The following is a 23,144-nucleotide window of genomic DNA, read 5'->3' on the forward strand; positions in this document are numbered from 1 at the left end:
CGAGAGCGCGCGGATTGACGGCGTTCAGGCGCCTTCCCGCCCGAAATCTTTGCACGCGCCTAGAGGTTGAGCAGGGCCGGGTCGCCCCCTTGGGCGGCGATGTTGACGCTGAGGGCGCGTTCCACGGCGTAGCGGGACAGGGCGTTGGGGCCGCCGGCCTTGGGACCTGTGCCCGACAGGCCCTCGCCGCCGAAGGGCTGGACGCCCACCACCGCCCCGGTCATGCCGCGGTTCACATAGGCGTTGCCTGCCGGGACCAGCTCGCAGATTCGCCGGGCGAAGGATTCGATCCGCGAATGCACCCCCAGCGTCAGACCATAGTTCAGGTCCGCCAGTTCCTTGGCCATCGCCTCCAACTGGCCGGCCTCGTAGCGCACCACGTGCAGGATAGGGCCGAACACCTCGCGCTTCAGGAACCCCGGCCGGGGAATCTCCGCCAGGACGGGCCCGAAGAAGGTCCCGCCGGCCGGCGCGTCCAGCCGTTGCAGGATCTTCGCTTCCCGACCCAGGCGTTCGGCATGGGCCGCAAGGGCCTCGCGGGCCTCGGCGTCGATCACCGGACCCACATCGGTGGCCGGATCGGCGGGGTCCCCGAGGACGAGGGCGTCCATGGCCCCGATCAGGCCCTCGATCAGCCCATCGGCGGTTTCGGCCGGCAGGAAGAGGATGCGCAGGGCCGAGCAGCGCTGGCCCGCCGAGCCGAAGGCCGAGAGAATGACATCGTCGATCACCTGCTCGCGCAGAGCGGTGGTGTCGACGAACATGCCGTTCAGCCCGCCGGTCTCGGCGATGAAGGGCACAATGGGACCCCGCCGCTCGGCCAGGGCGCGGTTGATCGCCCATGCGGTCTCGGTCCCGCCGGTGAAGGCGACGCCGTCGCAATCCGGATGAGCCACGAGAGCCGCGCCGACCTCGCCGCCCGGACCCGGCAACAGGGCCAGAAGTTCGGGCGCCAGACCCGCGCGGTGAAAGAGCCGCACGGCCTCGGCGGCGATCAGCGGGCTCTGTTCGGCCGGCTTGGCCAGCACCGCGTTGCCGGCCGCGAGCGCCGCACAGATCTGACCGGTGAAGATGGCCAGCGGGAAGTTCCACGGGCTGATGGCCACGAACACGCCGCGCCCGCGCAGGGCCAGGGTGTTGGTCTCCCCGACCGGCCCGTCCAGCACCTGCGGGGCGCCGAACCGGGTCTCGGCCAGATGGGCGTAGTAGCGGCAGAAATCGACAGCCTCACGCACCTCGGCGATCCCGTCGGCTAGGCTCTTGCCCGCCTCGAGGGCGCATAGGGCGATCAGGCGTTCGTGCTCGGTCTCCAAGGCCTCGCCCATGGCGCGAAGCACCTGGGCGCGGCCGGCCCCGCCGCGCGCGTCCCAGGCCGGCTGGGCCTTGCGGGCGGCGGCGAAGGCGGCGTCGATATCGGCTGGGCCTGCGGCGACCACGTGGCCCACCAGGCGGCCATGATCGGCGGGGCTACGGATCGGCTCGGCGCCGCCTGCGCCGCCCACCCGCCCCGCCACCACCGGACCGGCCGCGAAAGGCTCATGCCTGCGAGCGGCGGCGGCCAGGCGCTCGGCCGTCTGGTTGATACTCAGGTCTGGCCCATGGGAGTTGGTCCGCGCCGCGCCATAGATGTCGGCCGGGGCCGGAATCTTCGGATGGCGTCCCGGCCCGCTCTGCGCGATCTGCGCCAGGGGGTCGGCCACCACCTTCTCCACCGGCACGCGCTCATCCAGGAGGGCGTGGACGAAGGAGGTGTTGGCGCCGTTCTCCAGCAGGCGGCGTACCAGGTAGGGCAGCAGGTCCTCGTGGCCGCCCACTGGCGCATAGGCCCGCAGTCGCAGCGGCGCCTCGGCCTCGGCCTCGGCAGCGGCATAGAGCGCCTCGCCCATGCCATGCAGGCGCTGGAACTCGATGGCCACGCCGGCGTCGGCCGCCATCTTCCGCACCGCCGCCAGGGAATGGGCGTTGTGGGTGGCGAACTGGGCGTAGAGATGCGGAGCCGCGGCGATCAGGGCCTTGGCGCAGACCAGATAGGACAGATCGGTGGCCGCCTTGGTGGAATAGACCGGGTAGTCGGCGCGGCCCTGAACCTGGGCGCGTTTGATCTCGGTGTCCCAATAGGCGCCCTTGACCAGCCGGACCATCAGGCGGCGGCCGCTGTCCTTGGCCAGGTCCGCCAGGGCGGCGATCACCTGCGGACAGCGCTTCTGGTAGGCCTGGACGGCCAGGCCAAGACCCTGCCAGTCGCCGAGCTCGGGCTCCCGCGCCAGCCGGTCCAGCAGCTTCAGCGACAGAACCAGGCGGTCGGCCTCCTCGGCGTCGAGGGTCAGGTTCAGGTCATGGCGCGCGGCCAGGGCCGCCAGCCGCTTCAGGCGCGGATAGAGTTCGTCCCAGACCCGCGCCGCATGGGTCGCCTCATAGCGTGGCGAGAGCGCCGAGAGCTTGACCGATATGCCGTGGCCGGCCTCCGGCCCCTGGCCGCGGTTGGCCTGGCCCACCGCCTCGATGGCCTGGGCGTAAGCGGCCTCGTAGCGGGCGGCGTCGGCGGCGGTGCGGGCCCCCTCCCCCAGCATGTCGAAGGAGCAGAGATAGCCCTCGGCGCCGGCCCGCTTCAGGCCGGCCTCGATGTTCCGTCCCAGCACGAACTGTTCGCCCATGATGCGGACCGCCTGGCCGACCGCCGCGCGGATCACCGGCTCGCCGAGCCGGCCCGTGAGGCGGCGCAGGAAGCTCCCCAGATCGCGCTGGGCCTCGTCGTCCACCTCGACCAGTCGCCCGGTGAGCATCAGGCCCCAGGTCGAGGCGTTGACGAACAGGCTGTCGGACTTGCCGAGATGGGCGGCCCAGTCGGCCGAGCCGATCTTCTCGGCGATCAGCCGGTCACGGCTTTCGTCGTCGGGCGTGCGTAGCAGGGCCTCGGCCAGACACATCAGGGCCAGACCCTCGCGGGTGCCGAGGCTGAATTCCTGAAGGAAACTCTCAACGACGCCCTGTCGGTCGGCCTTGCGCCGGGCCGTACGCACCAGCGCTTCGGCCTGGCTGCGGATGACGGCCTGATCGGCGGGACCGAGGGGCGCCGCCGCCAGCAGGGCGCTCACGGCCTCGGGTTCATCGCGATATTTGTCGGCGTCCAAGCTGTCCCAGTTCACCGCAACCTCCGTTAGGGCTTTCCCTTCGATGTAACGTTGCCACAGGCGAATGTGCTTCGTAAGTTTGGGAGAATGACCGAATATTTGCGCAATCGAGAGCGCCCTTGCCGAACCTTGATGAGACCGACCTGCGCATCCTGCGGCTGTTGCAGGCCGATGGACGCATCACCAACCAGGCCCTGGCGGCCCGCTGCCATCTGTCGCCCGCCGCCTGTCATGAACGTGTCCGGCGGCTGCGGGAGGCCGGGGTCATCCAGGGCTATGCCGCCCTGCTCGACCCCAAGGCGATCGATCGCGGCCTGCTGATCTTCGTCGAGGTCCAGCTGGACCGCACCACCGGCGACCTGTTCGCCGAGTTCGCCGCCGCCGCCCGCGCGGCCCCGGAGATCCTGGAATGCCACATGGTGGCCGGGGGCTTCGACTATCTGATCAAGGCGCGCGTCGCCGACATGGACGCCTATCGCAGCTTCCTGGGCGAAGTGCTGGTGCAGATGCCCGGCGTGCGCGAGACCCGCACCTACGCCGTGCTGGAGGAGGTGAAGAACACCGTCCGCCTGCCCCTATAGGAGGCGCGCAGGAGGCGCTGGTCAGCCGGTGGACAGGATGGCATGGCGCTCGCGCACCCGCCGCAGACCATCAAGCACCGGCTCGGCGACCTCCCCGGACTCCGCTGGCAGATTGCGCAACAGGCGCAGCGCCTGGATATGCACGCCGACCCCATCCCGATCGAGCTTGCCCGTCGTCCGCAGGCGGTCGAGGAGATCACAGAGGCTGTGGGCGGCGTTCTCCAGGGCGTCGAGGCCGCAGAGACTGGGCAGGCCGATCAGCCGGACGGCGGCCTCATAGTGCTCGGCCAGGAGGGCGTCATCAAAGACCTGGCCATAGCGGCTGTAGATGGCTTCCACCTGCCCCAGACCCTCGTCCAACTGAGGCCAGGCCTCGGCCTGCAAGCCGTCGAGATTGGCCCCAGCCCTTTCCACCGCATGGGCCACGGTGAGGCCGCCGGGCTTTCTGAGCATGCCAGCCAGGGCGTATTTGGGGCGGTGGATACGGACCGAACTCACAGGGACACCTTCCGGGCGGCGAAGAGACCATCGACCTGGTCCTGGCTCATGTTCGGCTCCTGGGCCAGGCCAACCTCGGGGGGCAGGTCGTCGCGGCGGCGGGGCTTGCCGTCGGGCGGACCCTCGTTCTTGTGACGGCGATCCGGCCCCACATAGGCGTCGCATTCGATGAACGGCCGGCTCTCGCGGGCGATCCACAGGATGCGCTCCAGCATGACGATCGGGGTCAGGGGCTTCTTGACGATGTAATGCGCCCCGCAGTCGCGGGCCTTCTGGACCATCGACACGGGCGTGTGGGCGGCGGTGACCACCACGGGCGCAAAGCTGTTGGGCTCCCCGCCTTGGGTGCGGAGCCACGAGACGAACTCATAGCCCTCGCCAGCCGGCGAAAGGGCGTCAGCGATGATGAGGTCGACATTATTGTGCCGCACGACCTCCTGGGCGTCCTCGACGGTGTTGCAGCGATACAAGGACTTTGCGCCAAGGCCGGTGACGATCTGGACCAGGATGTCCATCCCCATCCCGTTGGCCTCGAGCATCAGGATCGACGCCTTCTCGAGATTGAAGCGGCCGCGGGATGTGGGTTCGAGAGCCATAAGGCGCTCCAGAGGGAAAGCCAGCCGCTGGGGTCGCGATGGCAAGCTGAGCCATGAGCTTCAACCAGGCCTGAAGGGACACGGACAGTCGTTAAGAAAGTCCTTCAGCCTTGCTTAACTGAAGCGGGCATTTGGTCGCAGCACACGCGCCGAACCACGTGGTGGCGCACCGCGCGCCACAATGTCGCAGACCGCCGCAGGTCATATGAATCAAGGCCTGAACATTGGTATGCGGCAAAATTCCTGCCCCCGAGTAACGCTTTCTTCAGCGGTCAAGCCTGTTCTCTCACCAGAGTTAACGGGCGCGCCTCGGGGGTCTCCCCCGCCAACGCCCATCGAAGGCCAGTGTACGGGCCAAAACCTCTCGCTTCGCCATCACGGCGCGGCGAACCGAAGACTGGGATGGCTGACGTGTCGTTCAACGACTGGAAGATTTCGCACAAGCTCGCCGCGGGCTTCGCGCTCATGGTTCTGGTGATCGCCGGCACCGGCGCGGCCACCTTCTACAACATGAACCGCCTCACAACCGCGCGCGCCGACTACAGCGCCTCGCAGAGCGCCATCGCCGCCACCACCCAGGCCAGCTTCCTCCTGGCGCGCCAGGAGAACAGCTTTCGCGGCTATCTGATCGGCCTCGACCCCTACTATCTCGAACGCGCCCAAGTCCACCGGACCAACTTCGGTAAGGCGATTGACGAGCTTAGGGTCTTTCTCGCCGCCGAGCCCGCCAAGCTGGCTCAGCTCGAGGCCGCCCAGCTCGCCGCCGACGCCTGGTACACGCAGGTCGTCGAAGGCGGCGCCGCCCTGGCCGCCAATCCGATGACCTACCAGGACGCCACCGACATGATCGGCTCCGACGGCGTCGCCGATGGACTGATGGGCGCGGCTGAAGATCCCATCGACCAGATCGCCGCGGCCGAAGCCGTTGAGGTTGAGGAAACGCGCACCCGACTGGCCGCGATCAACAACCAGACCACGATGATGATCTCCGGCGCCCTGGCCTTCTCGGTCCTGGCCGCGGTCGTCCTGGGCTGGATGCTGTCCAAGGCCATCGGCTCACCAATCGCCGCCATGACCACCGCCATGCGCCGCCTGGCCGAGGGCGATTCCTCTGTCGAAGTGCCGGCCCGCGGCCGCAAGGACGAGGTCGGCCTGATGGCCGAGGCCGTCCAGGTCTTCAAGGACGCCGCCATCGAGAAGACCCGCCTGGAGAACCAGACCGACGAACAGCGCCGCGCCACCGAGGCCGAACGCGCCCGCAACGAGGCCGACCGCGCCGCGGCCGCCCAGGAGCAGGCCAAGGTCGTCACCGGTCTCGCCGCCGGTCTGGACCACCTGGCCCGCGGCGACCTGACCTTCCGCATCAACGAACCGTTCCCGACCGACTATGTGAAGCTGCGCGACGACTTCAACGCCGCCATCGGCCAGCTGCAGGAGGCCATGTCCGTGGTCGCCGTCAACGTCCGGGCTATGCGCTCGGGCGCCGGCGAGATCAGCCAGGCCGCCGACGACCTGTCGCGCCGGACCGAACAGCAGGCCGCCAGCCTGGAAGAGACCGCCGCGGCCCTCGACGAGATCACCGCCACGGTCCGCAAAAGCGCCGAAGGCGCCAAGCAGGCCTCCACCGTCGTCGCCACCTCGCGCGGCGACGCTGAAAAGACCGGCCTGGTGGTCGGCGACGCCGTCGACGCCATGAGCGAGATCGAGAAGTCGTCCGAGCAGATCACCCAGATCATCGGCGTGATCGACGAAATCGCCTTCCAGACCAACCTGCTGGCCCTGAACGCCGGGGTGGAAGCCGCCCGGGCCGGCGACGCCGGCCGCGGCTTCGCCGTGGTCGCCTCCGAGGTCCGGGCGCTCGCCCAGCGCTCGGCCGACGCGGCCAAGGAGATCAAGGCCCTGATCAGCGCTTCGTCTCAGCAGGTGGCCCAAGGGGTCGGCCTGGTGGGCCAGACCGGCGAGGCGCTGAAGCGCATCGTCAGCCAGGTCACCGAGATCGACAGCCTCGTCTCCGAAATCGCCGCCTCGGCCCAGGAGCAGGCCACTGGCCTGCATCAGGTCAACACCGCGGTGAACGAGATGGACCGGGTCACCCAGCAGAACGCCGCCATGGTCGAGGAAACCACTGCGGCCAGCCATTCGCTGGCCACGGAAGCCGAAAGCCTCTCGCAAAGCGTCGGGCGCTTCAACATCGGCGCCACCGGCGAACCGGCCAGGACCCAGCCCGCACAGCGGCCGGCGCCCAAGGCTTCGCGTGGTGAGAGCTTCGCCAATCGCCACACGACCCAGATGAAGACGACCTCTCGCGAAGGTTCGGCCGCCCGCAAGCCGGAGCCGGTCACCGAGAGCGAGGGGTGGGAAGAGTTTTAAGAGTTTTCATCCTAACTCGACCTGATCATTAAGGGGGGAAAAGCCTGATGTCTGAAACGGACACAAACGTCGCCGAGGTGAGTCTCTGCCCGGTGCTCGATCTCCAGGCCGCTGAACCGCTTCGCGCAGAGCTGATGGCTCTGCGCGGGCGCCCCCTGCAGATGGACGCCTCCCAGGTCAGCCGGCTCGGCGGGCTCTGCCTGCAGGTCCTGCTGTCGGCGCGGATGAGCTGGGCGGAAGACGGATTGCCGCTGCGCATCGAGCGGGCCTCCGAAGGTTTTATTGAACAACTGGCCGCCTTCGGCGCGCCGCAGATCGACTTCGAACCCGAGGGGGCAAACCTGTGAACAAGACCGTTCTGACCATCGACGACTCTCGCACCATGCGTGAAATGCTCAACATGGCCCTGGTGCAGGCCGGCTACCGTGTGATCCAGGCGGTCGACGGCGTGGAGGGCCTCGAGGTCCTGCGCGCCCAAGGCGCCGATGTGGTCATCACCGACATCAACATGCCGCGCATGGACGGCTTCGGCGTCATCGAAGGCGTGCGGGCCGATCCGGCCCACCGGGCGACCCCGATCCTCGTCCTGACCACAGAGAGCGACGCCACCAAGAAGGAGCGGGCCCGGGCCGCCGGCGCCACCGGCTGGATCGTCAAGCCGTTCAATCCGACCAAGCTGGTGGACGCCATTCGCCGCGTCGCCGCCTAGGCGCAAGCCAGCGCCGACCTAAGCCAGCCCTGACCCCGGAGCGACCCTGTGGACCCATTTGAGAGCATCAAGGCGACCTTCTTCCAGGAGTGCGACGAGCTGCTGACCGACATGGAGTCGGGGCTGCTCGCCATGGAAGCCGGCGACGATGATTCCGAGACGATCAATGCGGTCTTCCGGGCGGTCCATTCGGTCAAGGGCGGGGCCGGGGCCTTCGGTCTCGAGGAGCTGATCCGCTTCGCCCACATCTTCGAGACCGTGCTGGACGAGATGCGCTCGGACCGGCTGCACCTGACCGACGAGGTCGCCAAGGTTCTGCTGCGCGCCTCCGACGTGCTGGCCGACCATGTGGCCGCCGCCCGCAGCGCCGGATCGGTGGACGAGGGCCGCACCCTGGGCATGATCGCCGACCTCCAGGGTCTGATCGACCAGGAACGGGCCGCCGAGCTTGGCCTTGACGGCGACGGCGCCGACGATGCGGCTGACGAAGACTTCGGCTTCGTGCCGATCGTCCTCAGCCTGGACGAACCCGCCGCCGAGGCGCCCGAGGTGGATCTGGCCGCCCTGATGGCCGCCGCCGCGGAGCCGGCCGATGCGGCGCCCCAGGCCGCCACCGCAACCCCAGCCTGGCTCGTCACCTTCCGGCCCAAGGCCGAGATGTACGCCAAGGCCAATGAGACCGCCCTGGTGCTGCGCGAACTGGCGCGCCTGGGTGAGGTCGAGGTGGTCGTCGATACGACCGCCGTGCCGCCCCTGGACCAGCTTTCGGCCGAACAGGCCTATCTCTCCTGGACCATCCGCCTTCTGGGCCCGGCCACCGAATCTGACGTGCGCGAGGTCTTCGAATTCGTCGAGGACGACTGCGAACTGACTGTCCGCCGCGAGGGCGAGGCCGAGGCGCCGAGCGCCAGCCTGCAAGCCGCCGACGATGCCGAAAGCGACGCCTCGGCGAGCGCTGTGGAGGCCGCCGCGGCCGCCCCGCTCGACCTGGACGCCCTGCTGGCTCGCGTGCAGGGCGCGCCGTCTCCTGAGGCGGCGACGCCCGCCCCCGAGCCGGCGCCGGAGCCCGTCCAGGACGCCCCCAAGGCCGACCCGGCCAATATGGGCGTGGCCGGGCTGATCGCCCTGGCCGAGCAGGCGTCCCTGGATCACGTGCAGGCCGCCGCGCCGCCAAAGGCCGAGGCCAAGACGGACCCCAAGGCCGACGCCAGGGCCGAACGGGCCAGCGCCGGCGGAACCGCGACCGCGGCGACCCCGACCATCCGCGTGGATCTCGACCGGGTCGACCGGCTGATCAACGCCGTGGGGGAGCTGGTCATCCAACAGGCCATGCTGTCCCAGCGGGTCTTCGAAAGCGGCCTGGCCCGCTCGTCGGACGTGGCGCTGGGTCTTGAAGACCTGGAGCTGCTGACCCGCGAGATCCAGGACAGCGTCATGGCCATCCGCGCCCAGCCGGTGAAGTCGGTGTTCCAGCGCATGCCGCGCCTGGTTCGCGAAGTGGCCGACATGGTGGGCAAGAAGGTCCGCCTGGTCATGGACGGCGAGAACACCGAAGTCGACAAGACGGTCATCGAGCGCCTGTCCGACCCCATCACCCACATGCTGCGCAACGCCAGCGATCACGGGCTGGAAACGCCCGAGGAGCGCGAGGCGGGCGGCAAGGGCGTCGAGGGCGTGGTCCGCCTGGCCGCCCTGCATCGCGGTGGCCGCATCGTCATCGAGGTCCAGGACGACGGGCGGGGCATCAATCGTCCCCGGGTCCGCGGGATCGCCGTGACCAAGGGCCTGATCGCCGAGGATGCGGTGCTGTCGGACGACGAGATCGACAACCTGATCTTCCTGCCCGGCTTCTCCACCGCCGACGTGGTGTCCGACATCTCCGGCCGCGGCGTCGGCATGGACGTGGTCAAGCGGTCCATCCAGGCGTTGGGCGGACGGATCTCCATCACCTCGGAGCCCGGCAAGGGCTCGAAATTCTCCATGAGCCTGCCCCTGACCCTGGCCGTCCTGGACGGCATGGTGGTCTCGGCCGCCGACCAGACCCTGGTGGCGCCGCTCTCCAATATCGTCGAAAGCCTGACCCCCCGCGCCGAGGACGTCCACCTGGTGGGCGGGCGGGATGCGGTGATCCGCATCCGCGACACCTTCGTGCCCCTGATCGACGTGGGCATGGCGCTCGGTTTCCGTGATGAGCCTCTGCCGCCGGCCTCCGGCGTCGCCGTCCTGGTCGAGAGCGAAGGCGGCGGCAAGGCGGCCCTGCTGGTCGAAGCGATCCAGGGCCAGCGCCAGGTGGTGATCAAGAGCCTGGAAGCCAATTATCAGCACATCCACGGCGTCGCCGCGGCGACCATCCTCGGCGATGGCCGCGTGGCCCTGATCCTGGATGTGGACGCCTTGGTGACCACGTCGCGTCGCAAGGCTCCCCGTATCGAGAAGCGAATGGCGGTTTGACCATGACTGACACCGTGACCCCCGGCGTCGCCCAGCGGCGCGAACTCATCGCTTTCCGGATCGGCGACCAGGAATTCTGCGTCGACATCATGTCGGTGCGGGAAATCCGCGGCTGGGCGCCGGCCACCCCCCTGCCCCGCACGCCATCCTTCGTGAAGGGCGTCATCAACCTGCGCGGCGCTGTCCTGCCGATCATCGACCTGGGCGCGCGCCTGGGCCTGACCACCTCGGAGCCCACCGCCCGTCACGTGATCATGGTGGTCCATATCGGCGAGCGGACCATCGGCCTGCTGGTCGATGCGGTGTCCGACATCATCAATATGAGCGACGACCTGGTCCAGCCGACCCCCGACGTCGCCAGCGACCAGGTGAAGACCTTCGTAAAGGGGCTGTTCGCCCTCGAAGGCCGCATGGTCAGCCTCATCGCCCTGGACCGGGTTCTTCCCGAGACTGAAGCCGAGGCGGCATGACGCAGACCCCAGAGTCACGGCGCGGCGCAAAGAACGAAGGTCTGGTCGACGGCGAATTCCTGCTGACCACCGACGACTTCCGCAAGATCGCTCAGATCCTGCACTCCCATGCCGGGATCGCGCTCAACGAGGGCAAGGCGGCCCTGGTCTATTCGCGCCTGGCCAAGCGCCTGCGCACGCTGGGCCTGCGCAGCTTCCGGGAGTACTGCGCCCTGGTGGAGGACGCCGACAGCCTGGACGAGCGCCAGGCCATGATGGCGGCGCTGACCACCAATGTGACGCGCTTCTTCCGTGAGCCGCATCACTTCGATCACCTGCGCGACAAGGTGATGCCGGACCTGGCCGCCCGCGCCCGGGCCGGCGGTCGCGTGCGCATGTGGTCGGCCGCCTGCTCCAATGGTCAGGAGCCCTATTCCATGGCCATCACGCTGCTGTCGGTCCTGCCGGAAGCCGCGCGGCTGGATGTGAAGATCCTGGCCACCGACATCGACCCGAACATGATCGCCGAGGGCAAGGTCGGCTGTTACCGCGAGGATGCGGTCTCCCCCGTGCCCCTGGAGCTGCGTCGCCGCTGGTTCGAGAAGGTCCCCGCCGCCGACGGCCGCATCTGGTCGGTCTCGCCGGAGCTGCGCGATCTGGTGGCCTTCCGGGAATTGAACCTGATTGGCGAATGGCCCATGCGGGGCCGGTTCGACGTGATCTTCTGCCGCAATGTGGTGATCTATTTTGATGAGCCGACCCAGGAGCGCATCTGGAGCCGGTTCGTCCCGGCCATGGCGCCGGGCGCCACGCTCTATATCGGCCACTCCGAACGGGTCTCCGGTCCCGCCGTATCGACCCTGGAGACCGCCGGCCTGACCACCTATCAGCTGAGGCCCGCCCGATGACCGTCCGCGTACTGATTGTCGATGACTCCGCGACGATGCGCAGCCTCATCGCCGCCACCCTGCGCCAGGATCCCGAGATCGAGGTGCTGGGCTTCGCCAACGACCCCATCGAGGCCCGCGAGGCGATCAAGCGGCTGAATCCGGACGTGATCACCCTTGATGTCGAGATGCCGCATATGAACGGCCTCGACTTCCTTGAGAAGATCATGCGGCTGCGCCCGATGCCCGTGGTCATGGTTTCGACCCTGACCCAGGCCGGCGCCGAGGCGACCCTGACCGCCATGGAGCTCGGCGCCGTCGACTGCGTCGGCAAGCCTGGCGCCGGTCACACCGCCATCGAGGCCTTCGCCGATCTCGCCGAAAAGGTGAAGGCCGCCGCCCGCGCCCGGGTGCGTCCGTTCGTCGGCCACGTCACCAAGGTGGAAGACACCCGGTCCTACAAGGCCGAAGACATCATCGTGGCCATTGGCTCCTCCACCGGCGGGGTGGAGGCGCTGATGACCATTCTCTCGGCCTTCCCGGCCACCTGCCCGCCCACCGTGATCACCCAGCACATGCCGGCCACCTTCACGCGGTCGTTCGCTGAGCGGCTGGACCGGGTGTCCGGCGCCAAGGTGGCCGAGGCCTGGGACGGGGCGCGGCTGGCCCCGGGCCATGTCTATCTGGCGCCCGGCGGCGAGGCTCACCTCGAGATCACGGGCACGACCCACCTGTCCTGCCGCCTGCGGCACGACGCCCCGGTCAGCGGCCATCGGCCCTCGGTGGATGTGCTGTTTGAGTCCGTGGCCCGGCTGAACCGCCCGGCCCTTGGGGTCATTCTCACCGGCATGGGCCGGGATGGCGCCCAGGGCCTGCTGTCCATGCGCCAGGCCGGGGCCCGCACCCTGGGCCAGGACGAGTCCAGTTGCGTCGTCTATGGCATGCCCCGCGCAGCCCACGAGATCGGCGCAGTGGAAAAGCAGTCGCCGCTTGCTCGCATGAGCTCGGCCATCCTTGGAATATGCGCGGCCGCCGAACCGCAAAGGAGCGCCTGATGCCCGCCCCCGGAGCCATCAAGACCTTGATCGCCGACGATCAGCAGTCCATGCGCTCGCTGATCCGCACCAGCCTGAACGCCCTGGGCATCAACCAGACACGGGAGGCCGCCGATGGCGAGGACGCCCTGCGCCTGTTGCTGGCCCAGCCGGTCAATCTGGTGATCACCGACTTCAACATGCCTAAGCTGGACGGCCTTGGCCTGTTGCGGGCGATCCGCGCCCATGGGCCGATCTCCAAGACCGCGGTCATCATGCTGACGGGCCGCGCCGACCGCGAGCTGGTGCAGCGGGCGGTGCAGTTCGGCGTGAACAACTATCTGGTCAAACCCTTCACGACCCAGATCCTGAAGGAAAAGATCGAAGCCGTTTTCGGACCTCTCGAATGATTATTGAGAACATCTCGAACCGGCCGGGAAAGCGGGTTCACGTGGTGCAGGGCGAGCACTATGTGACCGACGACCCCGACATCACCCTGACCACGATCCTGGGCAGCTGCGTGGCCGTCTGCCTGTGGGATCCGCAGCGGGGCGTCGGCGGGATGAATCACTTCCTGCTGCCCGAGGGCAAGGCCGAGGGCGCCAATGAGGGCCGCCGCTACGGCGCCTTCGCCATGGAGCTCTTGATCAACGAACTGCTGCGCATGGGCGCCCGTCGCGAGAACATGCAGGCCAAGCTGTTCGGCGGCGCCCGCATGTTCAGCGGCCTGTCGGACGTGGGCGCCTCCAACGCCGCCTTCGCCGAACGCTTCCTTCGGGACGAAGGCATTCCCGTGGTGGGCACCAGTCTCGGCGGCTTTGGCGCCCGCCGGATCCAGTTCTGGCCGGTCAGCGGCCGGGCTCAGCAGAAGACCGTCACCGACACCAACGAGCTGAAGGAAGTCGCCAAGCCGCGCGCGCCTGCGCCCTTGCCGGTGGCCGAAGGCGCGGTGGAGCTGTTCTGATGCGCCCAGCCCAGGTCGCCGCCCTCGCCCCGCCCGTCCTCGCCGCCCTGGCTGCGGAGTTGGACCATGCCGGGGAACTGTGCGCGCGCCTGGAAGATCTCGTCACCCGCCTGGCCGCCGCCGTCCAGGGGGAGCCGCGGGAGCTGGCCCTGAGCGAGGCCCAGACCCTGGACGTCCTGACCCAGCACCTGGCCGCCCTGTCGGTCTTCACCCGGGGCCTTTCCGGCGAACTGACCAGCGCGCGCACGGTGGACCCGGACGTGGTCCTGGCCCAGGTGCCGCTGAGCGATCTGGCGGGCCGTCTGCGCGCCTGCCTCTATAGCGCCACCCTGATCCTCCCCCCGAGGGACAGTGGATCGGGTGACCTTGACCTGTTCTGAGGCCGCGGCGCCATGAGCCTTCATCCCGACATCCGGATGAACCTGGCGCGGTCCAACGTCCTGCTGATTGACGACAATCCGCAGGCCCTGGAGGTGCTGGCCTCGATCTTCCGTGGCTTTGGCGTCCTTCGGCAGGTCAAGTGCGGCTCGGCGGCCGAGGCGCAGAACATATTGCGCAGCCGGGAAATCGACCTGATCGTCTGCGACACCGTCATGCCCGACATGGACGGCTATGACTTCGTCCGCTGGCTGCGCCGGGAAGGCCCGGAGGAGGCGCGCTTCTCCCCCGTCATCATGCTGACCGGCCACGCCGCGCGGAGCACCGTCGAGAGCAGCCGCGACTGCGGCGCCAACTTCATCGTCTCCAAGCCCTTCACACCGGAGGTCCTGCTTCAGCGGATCTACTGGGTGGCCAAGGACGAACGGGCCATGGTCCGGAGCGACACCTATGTCGGCCCCGACCGACGCTTCCGCAATATCGGCCCGCCCCTGGGCGTCAAGGGCCGCCGCAAGGACGACCTGTCCACCCATGTGGGGATGGCCAAGGATCCGAACATGGATCAGGACGAGATCGACATGCTGCTTAAGCCGCAAAGGGCCGCCCTATGAGCGAGGCCGAAGTCTTCAAGGTCCGGAACCGACTGGCCCAGCACGTCGCCGAGCCGGGCGGCATGACCGCCGGCATGGCCAACAGCCGCGCGGGCCGCGAACTGGCCGCCCAGCAGGGTCGCTCCTACGAAGCGATCGGGGAAACCCTGGAGACCCTGGAATGGCTGTGCGACACCCGCGATGCGCCGATGGATTCGGTCTACGACCTGTCGACCCAGGTGCTGGATATTGCGGGCCTGTTCGACGACAAGCAGCTCTGCCGCGCCGCCTACAGCCTCTGCGAGCTTTCCGACAAGCTTCGCACCCGCGAGGGCGAGGACTGGGCTTCGATCAAGCTGCACGTCAACGGCATGCGGCTGATCTGGAACACCGAGGCGGCGGGGCGCGAGCACCTGGACACCATGGTCGAAGGCCTTTGGGCCCTGACCGATCGCCTGCGCTTCGATGACAGTGACGGCGAAGTCGAAACCTCGCCCGCCGAATGAGGGATAGCCGCCCCCGGAGCTGAAAGCTCCAGGGGCGATCCCTAAGGCCCGTCAGGCCTCGTTGGAAAAGATCACCGTGCCCGAGGCGGCGAACATGCCGCCCACCCCGTGGCAGACGCTGATCTTGGCGCCGTCCACCTGGGCCGGCGCTATGCCGCGCATCTGACGCACGCTCTCCTGCAGGGCGTACATGCCGTACATCCCCGAGTGCATATAGGAGAGCCCGCCGCCATTGGTGTTCAGCGGCAGCTTGCCGCCGATGGCGGTGTTGCGTTCATTGATGAAGTGCTTGGCTTCGCCCGGCTTGCAGAAGCCGAGATCCTCCAGGCCGTACAGCGGCAGGTGGGCGAAGGCGTCGTAGATCATCAGGTGATCGACGTCAGCGTGGCTGATCCCGGCCTCATCGAAGGCCTTCTTGCCCGAGACCCGGAAGGCCTTGGACGAGGTAAAGTCCTCCATCTGGCTGACCATGGGGGTTTCCACGCTCTCGCCCGTACCCAGCACATAGACCGGCTTTTGCGGGAAATCCTTGGCCCGCTCGGCGCTGGTCAGGATGAGCGCGCCGCCGCCGTCGGTGACCAGACAGCACATCAGCTTGCGGAACGGCCAGGCGATCATGTCGGAGTTGAGCACGTCGTCGATCGTGATCGGGTCCTTGTAGGAGGCGCGCGGATTCTTCGCCGCCCACTCCCGCTGGATCACCGCCACATTGGCCAGGTCTTCCTCGGTGACCCCATAGGTCTTCATGTAGCGAAGCACCGGAATGGTGAACATGGTCGGCGGCGCGGTGACGCCATAGGGCATTTCGAACTGCCCCATCAGGCTGGACGGCGCCCGGCCAAAGCCGCCAGCGCCGACCCGCGAGCGACCGGATTCGCCGTGGGTGATCAGGACTGTGGTGCACAGGCCTTCGTTGATGGCCGCCGCGGCGTGGCGGACATGCAGCATGAAGGAGCAGCCGCCGACGCTGGTGCCGTCGGCATAGGTGGGGGTGATGCCGAGGTACTGGGCGAGCTCCACCGGCGAGATGCCGGCGCAGGCCACGCCGTCGATATCGGTGGGCTTCAGGCCGGCGTCGGCCATGGCGTTCAGGGCCGCGTCAGCGTGCAGGCCGATCACGGACACGTCCGGAATCTTGCCCATCTTGGTGGTTTCAGCGGCGCCTACGACCGCGACAGATTTCTGCTTCATGGTCGCCTTACCCCTTGGCCGGCTGGAAGAACGGCAGCGTGATGGTGTCGCTCATCTTCTCGAAGACGACCTCGAGCGGCATGTCGAGCACCAGGGCTTCCGGCGTCTGCGGACAGCCGACGATGTTGGTCATCATCCGCGGGCCTTCCTCGAGCTGCACCACGGCGATGGCGTAGGGCTCGGTCCCCATGTCCGGACGGGGACGATGGTTAATGACATAGGAGTGCAGGGTGGCGCGGCCGCTGGCCTTGAAGACCTCGACATTGCGCGAGCCGGTCTTGGGCGCGAAGGGGCGCGGGGGAAAATAGGCTTCACCGGTCTCCTTGCAACGCTGGAGCAGCAGCTCCCCGTTGCGGGTCCCGTCCCAGAAATGCTGGGTCTCCGGAGTCGGCTCCGGCAAAATGCGAGGCGGCATTCGTCTCCCTCCCTCAAATAATGTTGTCAAAAATCCCGGCCTGTTCCGGCCGAGCGGGCGCCACAAAAGACGAGTGCGGGCCGCTTGTCGACCGGCTTAGAGCCTGATGCGATCAGACGGAATCGTCTGATCGTTGAATCAGGCTCTAAACTCCAAGTCTGGAGCGCGTTTCGTCCCGATAACCGGTTCCCACTTATCGGAACGCGCTCTAGACCGGAGACCCCGAAAGACGCCGCCGTTCGGCGCCCGCCACGAGTTCGCGCCAGATGTCGGCTTCAAGGTCCTTGGCCTCGGGATCGTCGCGGCGCTCAAGCTCGGCGTGCAGGGCGATCAGAGCCACCCGCAGCTCGGCGTTGGCGCCCTGCAGGGCGCTCAGGCGAAGGCTCCCGTCGCGGCCGCCGGCCAGCTCGACCAGCCAGCGGCGGCGGGCATTGTCCTGGCTCACCCGGGCGCCGGAGGCCAGCAGGCCACGCAGGGCCGCGTTCTCCTGAACCAGGATTTCGGCCGCGCCGTCCCACATTTCGGCAGCCAGACCGAGCAGCATGGCCGAGAGGCCCAGCTCTCCAGCCCTCTGGGCGGCGGGGATCTGTGGCGCAGCGTTGCGAGCGACACGGCCCGCCAGATCGACGAGCACCTGGGCGACATCGGGCTTCATAGACGTTCCATCACATGCAGGGCGGCGCGGTCCTGGGCGTTGATCAGGGCCCAGGCCGGATAGACCAGGATCGGGTCGCGGTTGGCGCCGTCCATCCAGGCCCGGGCGCTGGAGACCCAGATGGCCTGGCCCTTTACGCAGGCGAACAGCTCCCACCATTTCAGAGCCTCAGGCTCGGCGCGCAGGCCGCTGGCCTGTTCCCAGACGGCGAGGGCGTCCGCCCGGGGCAGGAGCCCGCCGGGCATCCCGCGGCCGAAGAACCACACCGGATTGAAGCTCCAGCCGAGGTCCTCCAGGGGATCGCCCAAATGGCACATCTCCCAGTCGAGCACGCCATGGACGCCGCCCTCCGTGTCATAGAGGAAGTTGCCGGTGCGATAGTCCCCGTGCACCACGCCGACCTTCTGGGCCGGCGGCGGGGGATTGGCCCGCAGGTGACGGATGGCCGCGCGAATGATCGGCAGGGGCTCGCTCTCGTCGGCGTCGAGCACCGCCTCCCAATGGTCCAGTTCGCGGCGCCAGCAGTCCTCGGCCCTCACCGCCGGCAGGGCGCCGGCCAGGCCCAGGGCTGTAGGATCGGCGCGGGCGATCTGGCCCAGGATCTCCCACTTCCGCGCCCCCAGGATCGCATGGGTTTCCAGATAGGGCGAAGACCACAGGGCGCCGGGTCCGGCCTGGAATCCGGCGATCTCCTCGGCCACGAAGAAGGGACTGCCCAGGGCGTCAGCGCCCTCCTCCAGCCAGAGCATCTCGGGCACCGGCACCCCTGTGCCGTGAAAGGCGCGATAGGCCTCGAACTCCACCCGCCGCTCGGTGTCGATCAGGCTATCGGCCGGGTCCCGGCGCAGGATCAGGCCCCGTTGGCGGGCGACGCCGTCAGCCTCGGTCCACGACAGGGTGAAGCGATAGGTCTGACGCGAGGCGCCGCCGGTGATGCGGGCCACATTGCTGATCGCCACGTCCCGGGCCTGCGGCATCTGGCCGGCGATATAGCCGGCCAGCCGCGTGGTCAGTTCCGCCTCCTCCATGGCTAGTGCATGCGGAAGCGGATGGGCAGGGTCTTGGGCCCGTTGACGAACACCGCCTGGGACATCTGCGGTTCGCCGGCCAGTTCCAGGGATTCCAGGCGCGGGATCAGCTCCTCCCAGAGGATGCGCATCTCCATCTTGGCCAGGTGCTGGCCCAGGCACAGGTGCGCCCCATAGCCGAAGGCCAGGTGGCGGTTGGGCTTGCGGTCGACCCGGAAGGCCTGGGGATCGTCGAACACCGCCTCGTCCCGGTTGCCCGAGGCGTAGCAGAGCATCAGCCAGTCCTGCGCCGCCAGATCGCGGCCGGCCAGGTGGGTCGGCTCGGCCACGGTGCGCATGAAGGTCTTCACCGGGGTGGTCCAGCGGATCGACTCGTCCACCAGGCCGGCGATCAGCGACGGGTCGGCCTTGAGCTTGGCCAGTTCGGCAGGGTTCTCGGCCAGGCCCCAGATGGCCCCGCCGGTGGACGACGAGGTGGTGTCATGGCCGGCCGTGGCGACGATGATGTAGTAGCTCATCGCCTCGAATTCCGAGATCGGCTGGCCGTCGATCATGCTGTTGGCGATCACGCTGGACAGATCATCGGTCGGGTTGGCGCGGCGATCGGCCGACAGCTTGCGGAAATATTCGAAGAAGTCGGTGATGACGCCCGGCGTCAGCTTCGCCCCCGGCTCCACCTCCTCCTTGCGGGCCAGTTCCGGGTCGGCGGCGCCGAACAGCTCCTGGGTCAGCATCAGCATCCGCGGCTCGTCCTCCCGCGGCACGCCCATGATCTCCATCACCACCCGCAGGGGATAGTGCAGCGCCACCTCGCGGACGAAGTCGCACTGGCCGCCGGTGGCGGCCATCTGATCGACGGCGGCCCTGGCGACGCCGCGGATGCGCTCCTCCATGGCCCGCAGGTTCTGCGGCATGAACCAGGCCTGGGTCAGGGCGCGGTACTTGTGGTGATCGGGGGCGTCCATGTGGATCAGGGTGCGCAGCAGGTGCGGGCTGCCCCCGGTCATCTCGCGGATCTTGGCGTCGGTCTCCTGGTTGACGATGGTCGGGGACTTGGCGCCATTGAGGAACAGGGCGTTCTGGCGGCTGATCTCCAGGATGTCCGCATGCCGGGTCGCCACCCAGAAGGGCTCAAACCCCTTGGGCTCGGCCCGCCCGAAGGCGTTGTTGCCCCTCAGCCAGGCATAGGTTTCGTGGATGCGTCCATCGGCATAGGCGGCCGGATCGACGAGGGTTTGCGCATGTTCGTCTGGTATGCGCGCCGAAGCTTTAGTCATGATCGCCCTGGCCGGACCGTTTACGCGACGGAATGCTTACCTAGCGGCAGCAATTTCATTCCGCGACGTCAGCAGCCCGACACCTCCCTTGCTTTGTTCTATTTGGACAATTGATACTGCGAGCCTGAGCGGCGTCGCAATACCGACAATCAAATGGACGTAAGAAAGACCGCCAGGAGGAGGACGCCATGCTGACCAAGGCCGACGATTTTCCCATCCACCAGACGGCCGAGCCGGTCGCCTATGCCGGGACCGACCGCAACTTCTACGACCGCTATTTCTTCAACGGCTACAGCCCCGATGGAGAGACCTATTTCGCCATCGCGTTTGGCGTCTATCCGCACCTGAACATCGCCGACGCCCATTTCAGCGTCGTCCGCGGCGGGGTGCAGCATTGCCTGCACGCCTCGCGGGTCCTGCATTCCGAACGGCTGGACCTCAGCGTCGGCCCGATCTCGATCTCGGTGATCGAGCCGCTGCAGATGCTGAAGGTGACGGTGACCGGCGGCGAGGGCCTGGCGGCCGAGATCACCTTCACCGGCCGCGCCTTCCCCATCGAGGAGCCGCGGTTCACCCGCCGCAACGGGCCGCGGGCCTTCATGGACTATACCCGCATGACCCAGAACGTCCGCTGCGAGGGCTGGATCGAGGTGGACGGTCAGCGGCGCGACCTGCCGGCCGGCACGGTGGGCTCCCGCGACCGCTCCTGGGGCGTGCGCCCGGTCGGCGCGCCGGACCCGCAGCCGCCGGTCCCCATGACCATGAGCGGCTTCTTCTGGCAGTGGACGCCGCTGAACTTCGCCGACCGCAGCCTCTTCTTCCACGTCAACGCCGATCCGGACGGGAGCGCCTGGAACACCCGGGCTGTGGTCCTGCCCGACGGGGCGGCGCAGGGCGGCGGCTATCACACCGAGGCCGCGCGCATGACCGGCGTCGAGCTCGTTCCCGGCACGCGGCACGCCAAGGGCGGGGTGCTGGAGATTCCCGTCGACGGGGGCGTGGCCAAGGTGAGCTTTGCGCCCTTCCTCACCTTCCTGATGCGCGGCATCGGCTATTCCGGCGCCTGGCGTCACGGGGCCTATAAGGGCGAGCTGGTGGTGGAGCGCGAAGACATCGACCTGGCCGCCGCCGACATGTCCGCCCCCGAGCATGTCCATATCCAGGCCCTGTCGCGGGTGCGGCTGGCCTGGCCGGGGGAGGCCGAGCAGACCGGCCTGGGGGTTTTTGAACAGCTCATCGCCGGCCCCTATAAACCCTACGGCCTGGGCTGAGGGTCTTGCCAAGCGGCCCCGCGCCTGATCGGGTCAGGGTCCATCACCGACGGAGGCGATCATGAGGCGGTTTCTGGCACAGATGTTCGGCGCGGCGCCGGCGGCGGCGGCCCCTGCCGCAGCTCAATCCAGGGCTGAGCCGGCGGGCTATGTCGAACGCACCTGGACCTCGAGCGACGGCCTGAAGTTGTGGGCCAGGGACTATGGCGGCGGGGCCGGGCCCGCCCGGCTGCCGGTGATCTGCATCCACGGCCTGACCCGCAATTCCGGGGATTTCGAGGATGTGGCGCCGGCCATCGCGGCTGCCGGCCGCCGGGTCCTGGCCCTGGACGTCCGCGGACGGGGCCGCTCGGCCTATGACCCCAATCCCACCAACTACAACCCGGCTGTCTATGCGGGGGATGTGGCGAGCCTGATGGGTGAGGCCGGGATCGCCCGGGCGATCTTCCTGGGCACGTCGATGGGCGGGCTGATCACCATGACGCTCTCGACCCTGCGGCCGGACCTGATCGCCGGCGCCATCCTCAACGACATCGGCCCGGAGATCGCCACCGAGGGGCTGACCCGGATCGGCAGCTATGTGGGGTCAGGCGGCCCTGCGGCCAGCTGGGCCGAGGCGGCCGAACGGACCCGGGCGATCAACGGCTCGGCCCAACCCCACCTCACCGACGCCGACTGGGACCGCTTCGCCCGGCGGACCTGGCGGGAGGCCGAGCCCGGCAAGCTGGTGCTGGATTACGACCCGGCCATCGCCCAGGCCTTCGCCGCCGCCCCGGCCGGCACGCCGAGCCCGGACCTCTGGCCGCTGTACATGGCGCTGGCCATCAACCGCCCGATGCTGCTGGTGCGCGGCGGCGCCTCGGACCTGCTGGCTGAGGGCACGGCGGCGCGGATGCAGGCCCTGGCCCCGCAGTTGCGCCGGGTGGATATCGACGGCGTCGGCCATGCGCCCACCCTGGAGGAGCCGGCCGCCCGCCAGGCGATCGCCGACTTCCTGGCCGACGCGCCCTGAAGCCCGAAGCCTGGAGCGTATTCTGTCCGATAACCGGCGGCCGCTTTCGGAATGCGCTCGGCGGGTTCACACGATGCGGCTTGCCTTTGGGGCGCTCGGCTTGGCACTATCGACAGATTGCACCCAAGAGGGCCGCGATTTTTCGACGGCGGCCCGAATTTTGAGAGATTGAGACTTTGACGATTTTGGCTCAGGCGGCGAACGCCTCGCCGCCCATGGACTCGTTCGCCTCGGTCGACGCCCTCGTCCAGGGCCTGGCCGGCGTCGGCTATATCGCCTCGCGCCGCATCGCCACGGCGCTCTACATGTCGGTCCACCTGCAGAAGCCGATCCTGGTGGAAGGGGTCGCCGGCGTCGGCAAGACCGAGCTGGCGCTCTCCACCGCCACCCTCCTCGACCTGCCGCTGATCCGCATGCAGTGCTATGAGGGCCTGGACGAGTCCAAGGCCCTGTACGAGTGGAAGTACGGCAAGCAGCTCCTCTACACCCAGATCCTCAAGGACCGCATGGGCGCCGAACTGGCCGATGCCGCCGGCATGGACGAGGCCATGGAGCGCCTGCATGGCATGGGCGACATGTTCTTCTCCGAGCCCTTCCTGGAGCCCCGGCCCCTGATGAAGGCCCTGCGGGAGGATGGCGGCTGCGTCCTGCTGATCGACGAGATCGACAAGTCCGACGAGGCCTTCGAAGCCTTCCTGCTGGAGGTGCTGTCGGCCTATCAGGCCTCGGTGCCCGAGCTCGGCGTGATCAAGGCCAAGACCCCGCCCATCGTCTTCCTGACCTCGAACAATGTGCGCGACCTGGGCGACGCCCTGAAGCGCCGCTGCCTGCACCTGCACATCCCCCTGCCCGAGGCCAGCCTGGAGCGGCGGATCGTCGCCAGCCGGGTGCCCGACATCGAGGCGCGCCTGACCCACCAGCTGGTCGGCTTCGTCCACGCCCTGCGCGAGATGGACCTGCGCAAGTCGCCTTCGATCTCCGAGACCGTCGACTGGGCCCGGGCGCTGATCCTGATGCATGCTGACAGCCTGGACCCGGCCATGGTCCGCGACACCCTGAACGTGATCCTCAAGTACGAGCAGGACATTCAGATGGTCGAGCCGCAGATCAGCGAACTGCTGCGGACGGCCCAGACGACTCCGTAGGCGCCG

The 23,144-nt window shown here is 68.3% G+C and carries 24 protein-coding genes; 16 read left to right on the forward strand and 8 right to left on the reverse strand.

Features of this window, described 5'->3' with window-relative positions; genetic code table 11:
* Positions 1-59 precede the first annotated feature (59 nt).
* Complete coding sequence (putA, locus tag Q7S93_RS06050; protein WP_304712840.1) at positions 60-3,146, reverse strand: bifunctional proline dehydrogenase/L-glutamate gamma-semialdehyde dehydrogenase PutA; 3,087 nt, start codon at positions 3,144-3,146, stop codon at positions 60-62.
* Positions 3,147-3,250: 104 nt separating this feature from the next.
* Between putA and Q7S93_RS06055 the strand changes: the two genes are divergently transcribed.
* The gene (locus Q7S93_RS06055; RefSeq protein ID WP_304712841.1) at positions 3,251-3,712 is read left to right on the forward strand and encodes an Lrp/AsnC ligand binding domain-containing protein; all 462 of its coding nucleotides are present in this window, start codon (positions 3,251-3,253) and stop codon (positions 3,710-3,712) included.
* Positions 3,713-3,733: 21 nt separating this feature from the next.
* On the opposite strand, the gene Q7S93_RS06060 is transcribed toward Q7S93_RS06055, so the two are convergent.
* Positions 3,734-4,210: a hypothetical protein gene (locus Q7S93_RS06060; RefSeq protein ID WP_304712842.1), complete on the reverse strand. Its 477-nt coding sequence runs from the start codon at positions 4,208-4,210 to the stop codon at positions 3,734-3,736.
* Complete coding sequence (locus Q7S93_RS06065) at positions 4,207-4,806, reverse strand: response regulator (RefSeq protein WP_304712843.1); 600 nt, start codon at positions 4,804-4,806, stop codon at positions 4,207-4,209. Before Q7S93_RS06065 ends, Q7S93_RS06060 begins: the two co-directional genes overlap by 4 nt.
* 402 nt (positions 4,807-5,208) lie before the next feature.
* Here Q7S93_RS06065 and Q7S93_RS06070 point away from each other — a divergent pair, with 402 nt between their 5' ends.
* From Q7S93_RS06070 to Q7S93_RS06125, 12 genes are read left to right on the forward strand one after another with little or no spacing between them, the layout of a single operon-like run.
* Entirely contained in the window at positions 5,209-7,176 is a 1,968-nt protein-coding gene (locus Q7S93_RS06070) for a methyl-accepting chemotaxis protein (RefSeq protein WP_304712845.1), read from the forward strand.
* 47 nt (positions 7,177-7,223) lie between these two features.
* Positions 7,224-7,523 carry an STAS domain-containing protein gene (locus Q7S93_RS06075; protein WP_304712846.1) on the forward strand — a complete coding sequence of 100 codons (300 nt, stop codon included), beginning with the start codon at positions 7,224-7,226 and terminating at the stop codon, positions 7,521-7,523.
* Positions 7,520-7,885 carry a response regulator gene (locus Q7S93_RS06080; RefSeq protein WP_300577290.1) on the forward strand — a complete coding sequence of 122 codons (366 nt, stop codon included), beginning with the start codon at positions 7,520-7,522 and terminating at the stop codon, positions 7,883-7,885. The genes Q7S93_RS06075 and Q7S93_RS06080 overlap by 4 nt, the downstream gene beginning before the upstream one ends.
* 48 nt (positions 7,886-7,933) lie before the next feature.
* Positions 7,934-10,336 carry a chemotaxis protein CheA gene (locus Q7S93_RS06085; protein WP_304712847.1) on the forward strand — a complete coding sequence of 801 codons (2,403 nt, stop codon included), beginning with the start codon at positions 7,934-7,936 and terminating at the stop codon, positions 10,334-10,336.
* A gap of 2 nt (positions 10,337-10,338) precedes the next feature.
* Complete coding sequence (locus Q7S93_RS06090; RefSeq protein ID WP_300577294.1) at positions 10,339-10,806, forward strand: chemotaxis protein CheW; 468 nt, start codon at positions 10,339-10,341, stop codon at positions 10,804-10,806.
* Positions 10,803-11,693: a CheR family methyltransferase gene (locus Q7S93_RS06095; protein ID WP_304712848.1), complete on the forward strand. Its 891-nt coding sequence runs from the start codon at positions 10,803-10,805 to the stop codon at positions 11,691-11,693. The genes Q7S93_RS06090 and Q7S93_RS06095 overlap by 4 nt, the downstream gene beginning before the upstream one ends.
* Positions 11,690-12,727 carry a protein-glutamate methylesterase/protein-glutamine glutaminase gene (locus tag Q7S93_RS06100; RefSeq protein WP_304712849.1) on the forward strand — a complete coding sequence of 346 codons (1,038 nt, stop codon included), beginning with the start codon at positions 11,690-11,692 and terminating at the stop codon, positions 12,725-12,727. The genes Q7S93_RS06095 and Q7S93_RS06100 overlap by 4 nt, the downstream gene beginning before the upstream one ends.
* On the forward strand, positions 12,727-13,116 hold the full coding sequence (locus tag Q7S93_RS06105) for a response regulator (protein WP_304712850.1): 390 nt from the start codon (positions 12,727-12,729) through the stop codon (positions 13,114-13,116). The genes Q7S93_RS06100 and Q7S93_RS06105 overlap by 1 nt, the downstream gene beginning before the upstream one ends.
* Positions 13,113-13,670, forward strand: a complete 558-nt coding sequence (locus tag Q7S93_RS06110) for a chemotaxis protein CheD (RefSeq protein WP_304712851.1) — start codon at positions 13,113-13,115, stop codon at positions 13,668-13,670. The genes Q7S93_RS06105 and Q7S93_RS06110 overlap by 4 nt, the downstream gene beginning before the upstream one ends.
* The gene (locus tag Q7S93_RS06115; protein WP_304712852.1) at positions 13,670-14,050 is read left to right on the forward strand and encodes a hypothetical protein; all 381 of its coding nucleotides are present in this window, start codon (positions 13,670-13,672) and stop codon (positions 14,048-14,050) included. The genes Q7S93_RS06110 and Q7S93_RS06115 overlap by 1 nt, the downstream gene beginning before the upstream one ends.
* 12 nt (positions 14,051-14,062) lie before the next feature.
* Positions 14,063-14,659 (forward strand): response regulator, encoded by a 597-nt coding sequence (locus Q7S93_RS06120; RefSeq protein ID WP_304712853.1) that lies wholly within the window; start codon positions 14,063-14,065, stop codon positions 14,657-14,659.
* The gene (locus tag Q7S93_RS06125; protein ID WP_304712854.1) at positions 14,656-15,144 is read left to right on the forward strand and encodes a hypothetical protein; all 489 of its coding nucleotides are present in this window, start codon (positions 14,656-14,658) and stop codon (positions 15,142-15,144) included. Before Q7S93_RS06120 ends, Q7S93_RS06125 begins: the two co-directional genes overlap by 4 nt.
* Before the next feature lie 51 nt (positions 15,145-15,195).
* Here the strand turns inward: Q7S93_RS06125 and Q7S93_RS06130 are convergent, their stop codons facing one another.
* From Q7S93_RS06130 to Q7S93_RS06150, 5 genes are all read right to left on the reverse strand, one after another.
* On the reverse strand, positions 15,196-16,335 hold the full coding sequence (locus Q7S93_RS06130; RefSeq protein ID WP_304712855.1) for a thiolase C-terminal domain-containing protein: 1,140 nt from the start codon (positions 16,333-16,335) through the stop codon (positions 15,196-15,198).
* A 7-nt stretch (positions 16,336-16,342) separates the two neighbouring features.
* A complete protein-coding gene (locus tag Q7S93_RS06135) occupies positions 16,343-16,750 on the reverse strand; it encodes a Zn-ribbon domain-containing OB-fold protein (RefSeq protein ID WP_304712856.1) in 408 nt (135 codons plus the stop codon).
* 208 nt (positions 16,751-16,958) lie between these two features.
* The gene (locus Q7S93_RS06140; RefSeq protein WP_304712857.1) at positions 16,959-17,405 is read right to left on the reverse strand and encodes a hypothetical protein; all 447 of its coding nucleotides are present in this window, start codon (positions 17,403-17,405) and stop codon (positions 16,959-16,961) included.
* Positions 17,402-18,433, reverse strand: coding sequence for a phosphotransferase family protein (locus tag Q7S93_RS06145; RefSeq protein WP_304712858.1), 1,032 nt, complete (start codon positions 18,431-18,433; stop codon positions 17,402-17,404). The genes Q7S93_RS06140 and Q7S93_RS06145 overlap by 4 nt, the downstream gene beginning before the upstream one ends.
* Positions 18,434-18,435: 2 nt before the next feature.
* Positions 18,436-19,710 (reverse strand): cytochrome P450, encoded by a 1,275-nt coding sequence (locus Q7S93_RS06150; protein WP_304712859.1) that lies wholly within the window; start codon positions 19,708-19,710, stop codon positions 18,436-18,438.
* Positions 19,711-19,898: 188 nt separating this feature from the next.
* On the opposite strand from Q7S93_RS06150, the gene Q7S93_RS06155 reads away from it, so the two are divergent.
* The 3 genes from Q7S93_RS06155 to Q7S93_RS06165 all read left to right on the forward strand — a co-directional run bounded on the left by Q7S93_RS06155 (position 19,899) and on the right by Q7S93_RS06165 (position 23,138).
* Positions 19,899-20,981: a hypothetical protein gene (locus tag Q7S93_RS06155; protein WP_304712860.1), complete on the forward strand. Its 1,083-nt coding sequence runs from the start codon at positions 19,899-19,901 to the stop codon at positions 20,979-20,981.
* 61 nt (positions 20,982-21,042) lie between these two features.
* Positions 21,043-21,993, forward strand: a complete 951-nt coding sequence (locus Q7S93_RS06160) for an alpha/beta fold hydrolase (RefSeq protein ID WP_304712861.1) — start codon at positions 21,043-21,045, stop codon at positions 21,991-21,993.
* A 176-nt stretch (positions 21,994-22,169) separates the two neighbouring features.
* The gene (locus Q7S93_RS06165) at positions 22,170-23,138 is read left to right on the forward strand and encodes an AAA family ATPase (RefSeq protein ID WP_304712862.1); all 969 of its coding nucleotides are present in this window, start codon (positions 22,170-22,172) and stop codon (positions 23,136-23,138) included.
* Positions 23,139-23,144: the final 6 nt, after the last annotated feature.

The organism is Phenylobacterium sp., assembly GCF_030646615.1.
Classification (GTDB): Bacteria; Pseudomonadota; Alphaproteobacteria; order Caulobacterales; family Caulobacteraceae; genus Phenylobacterium.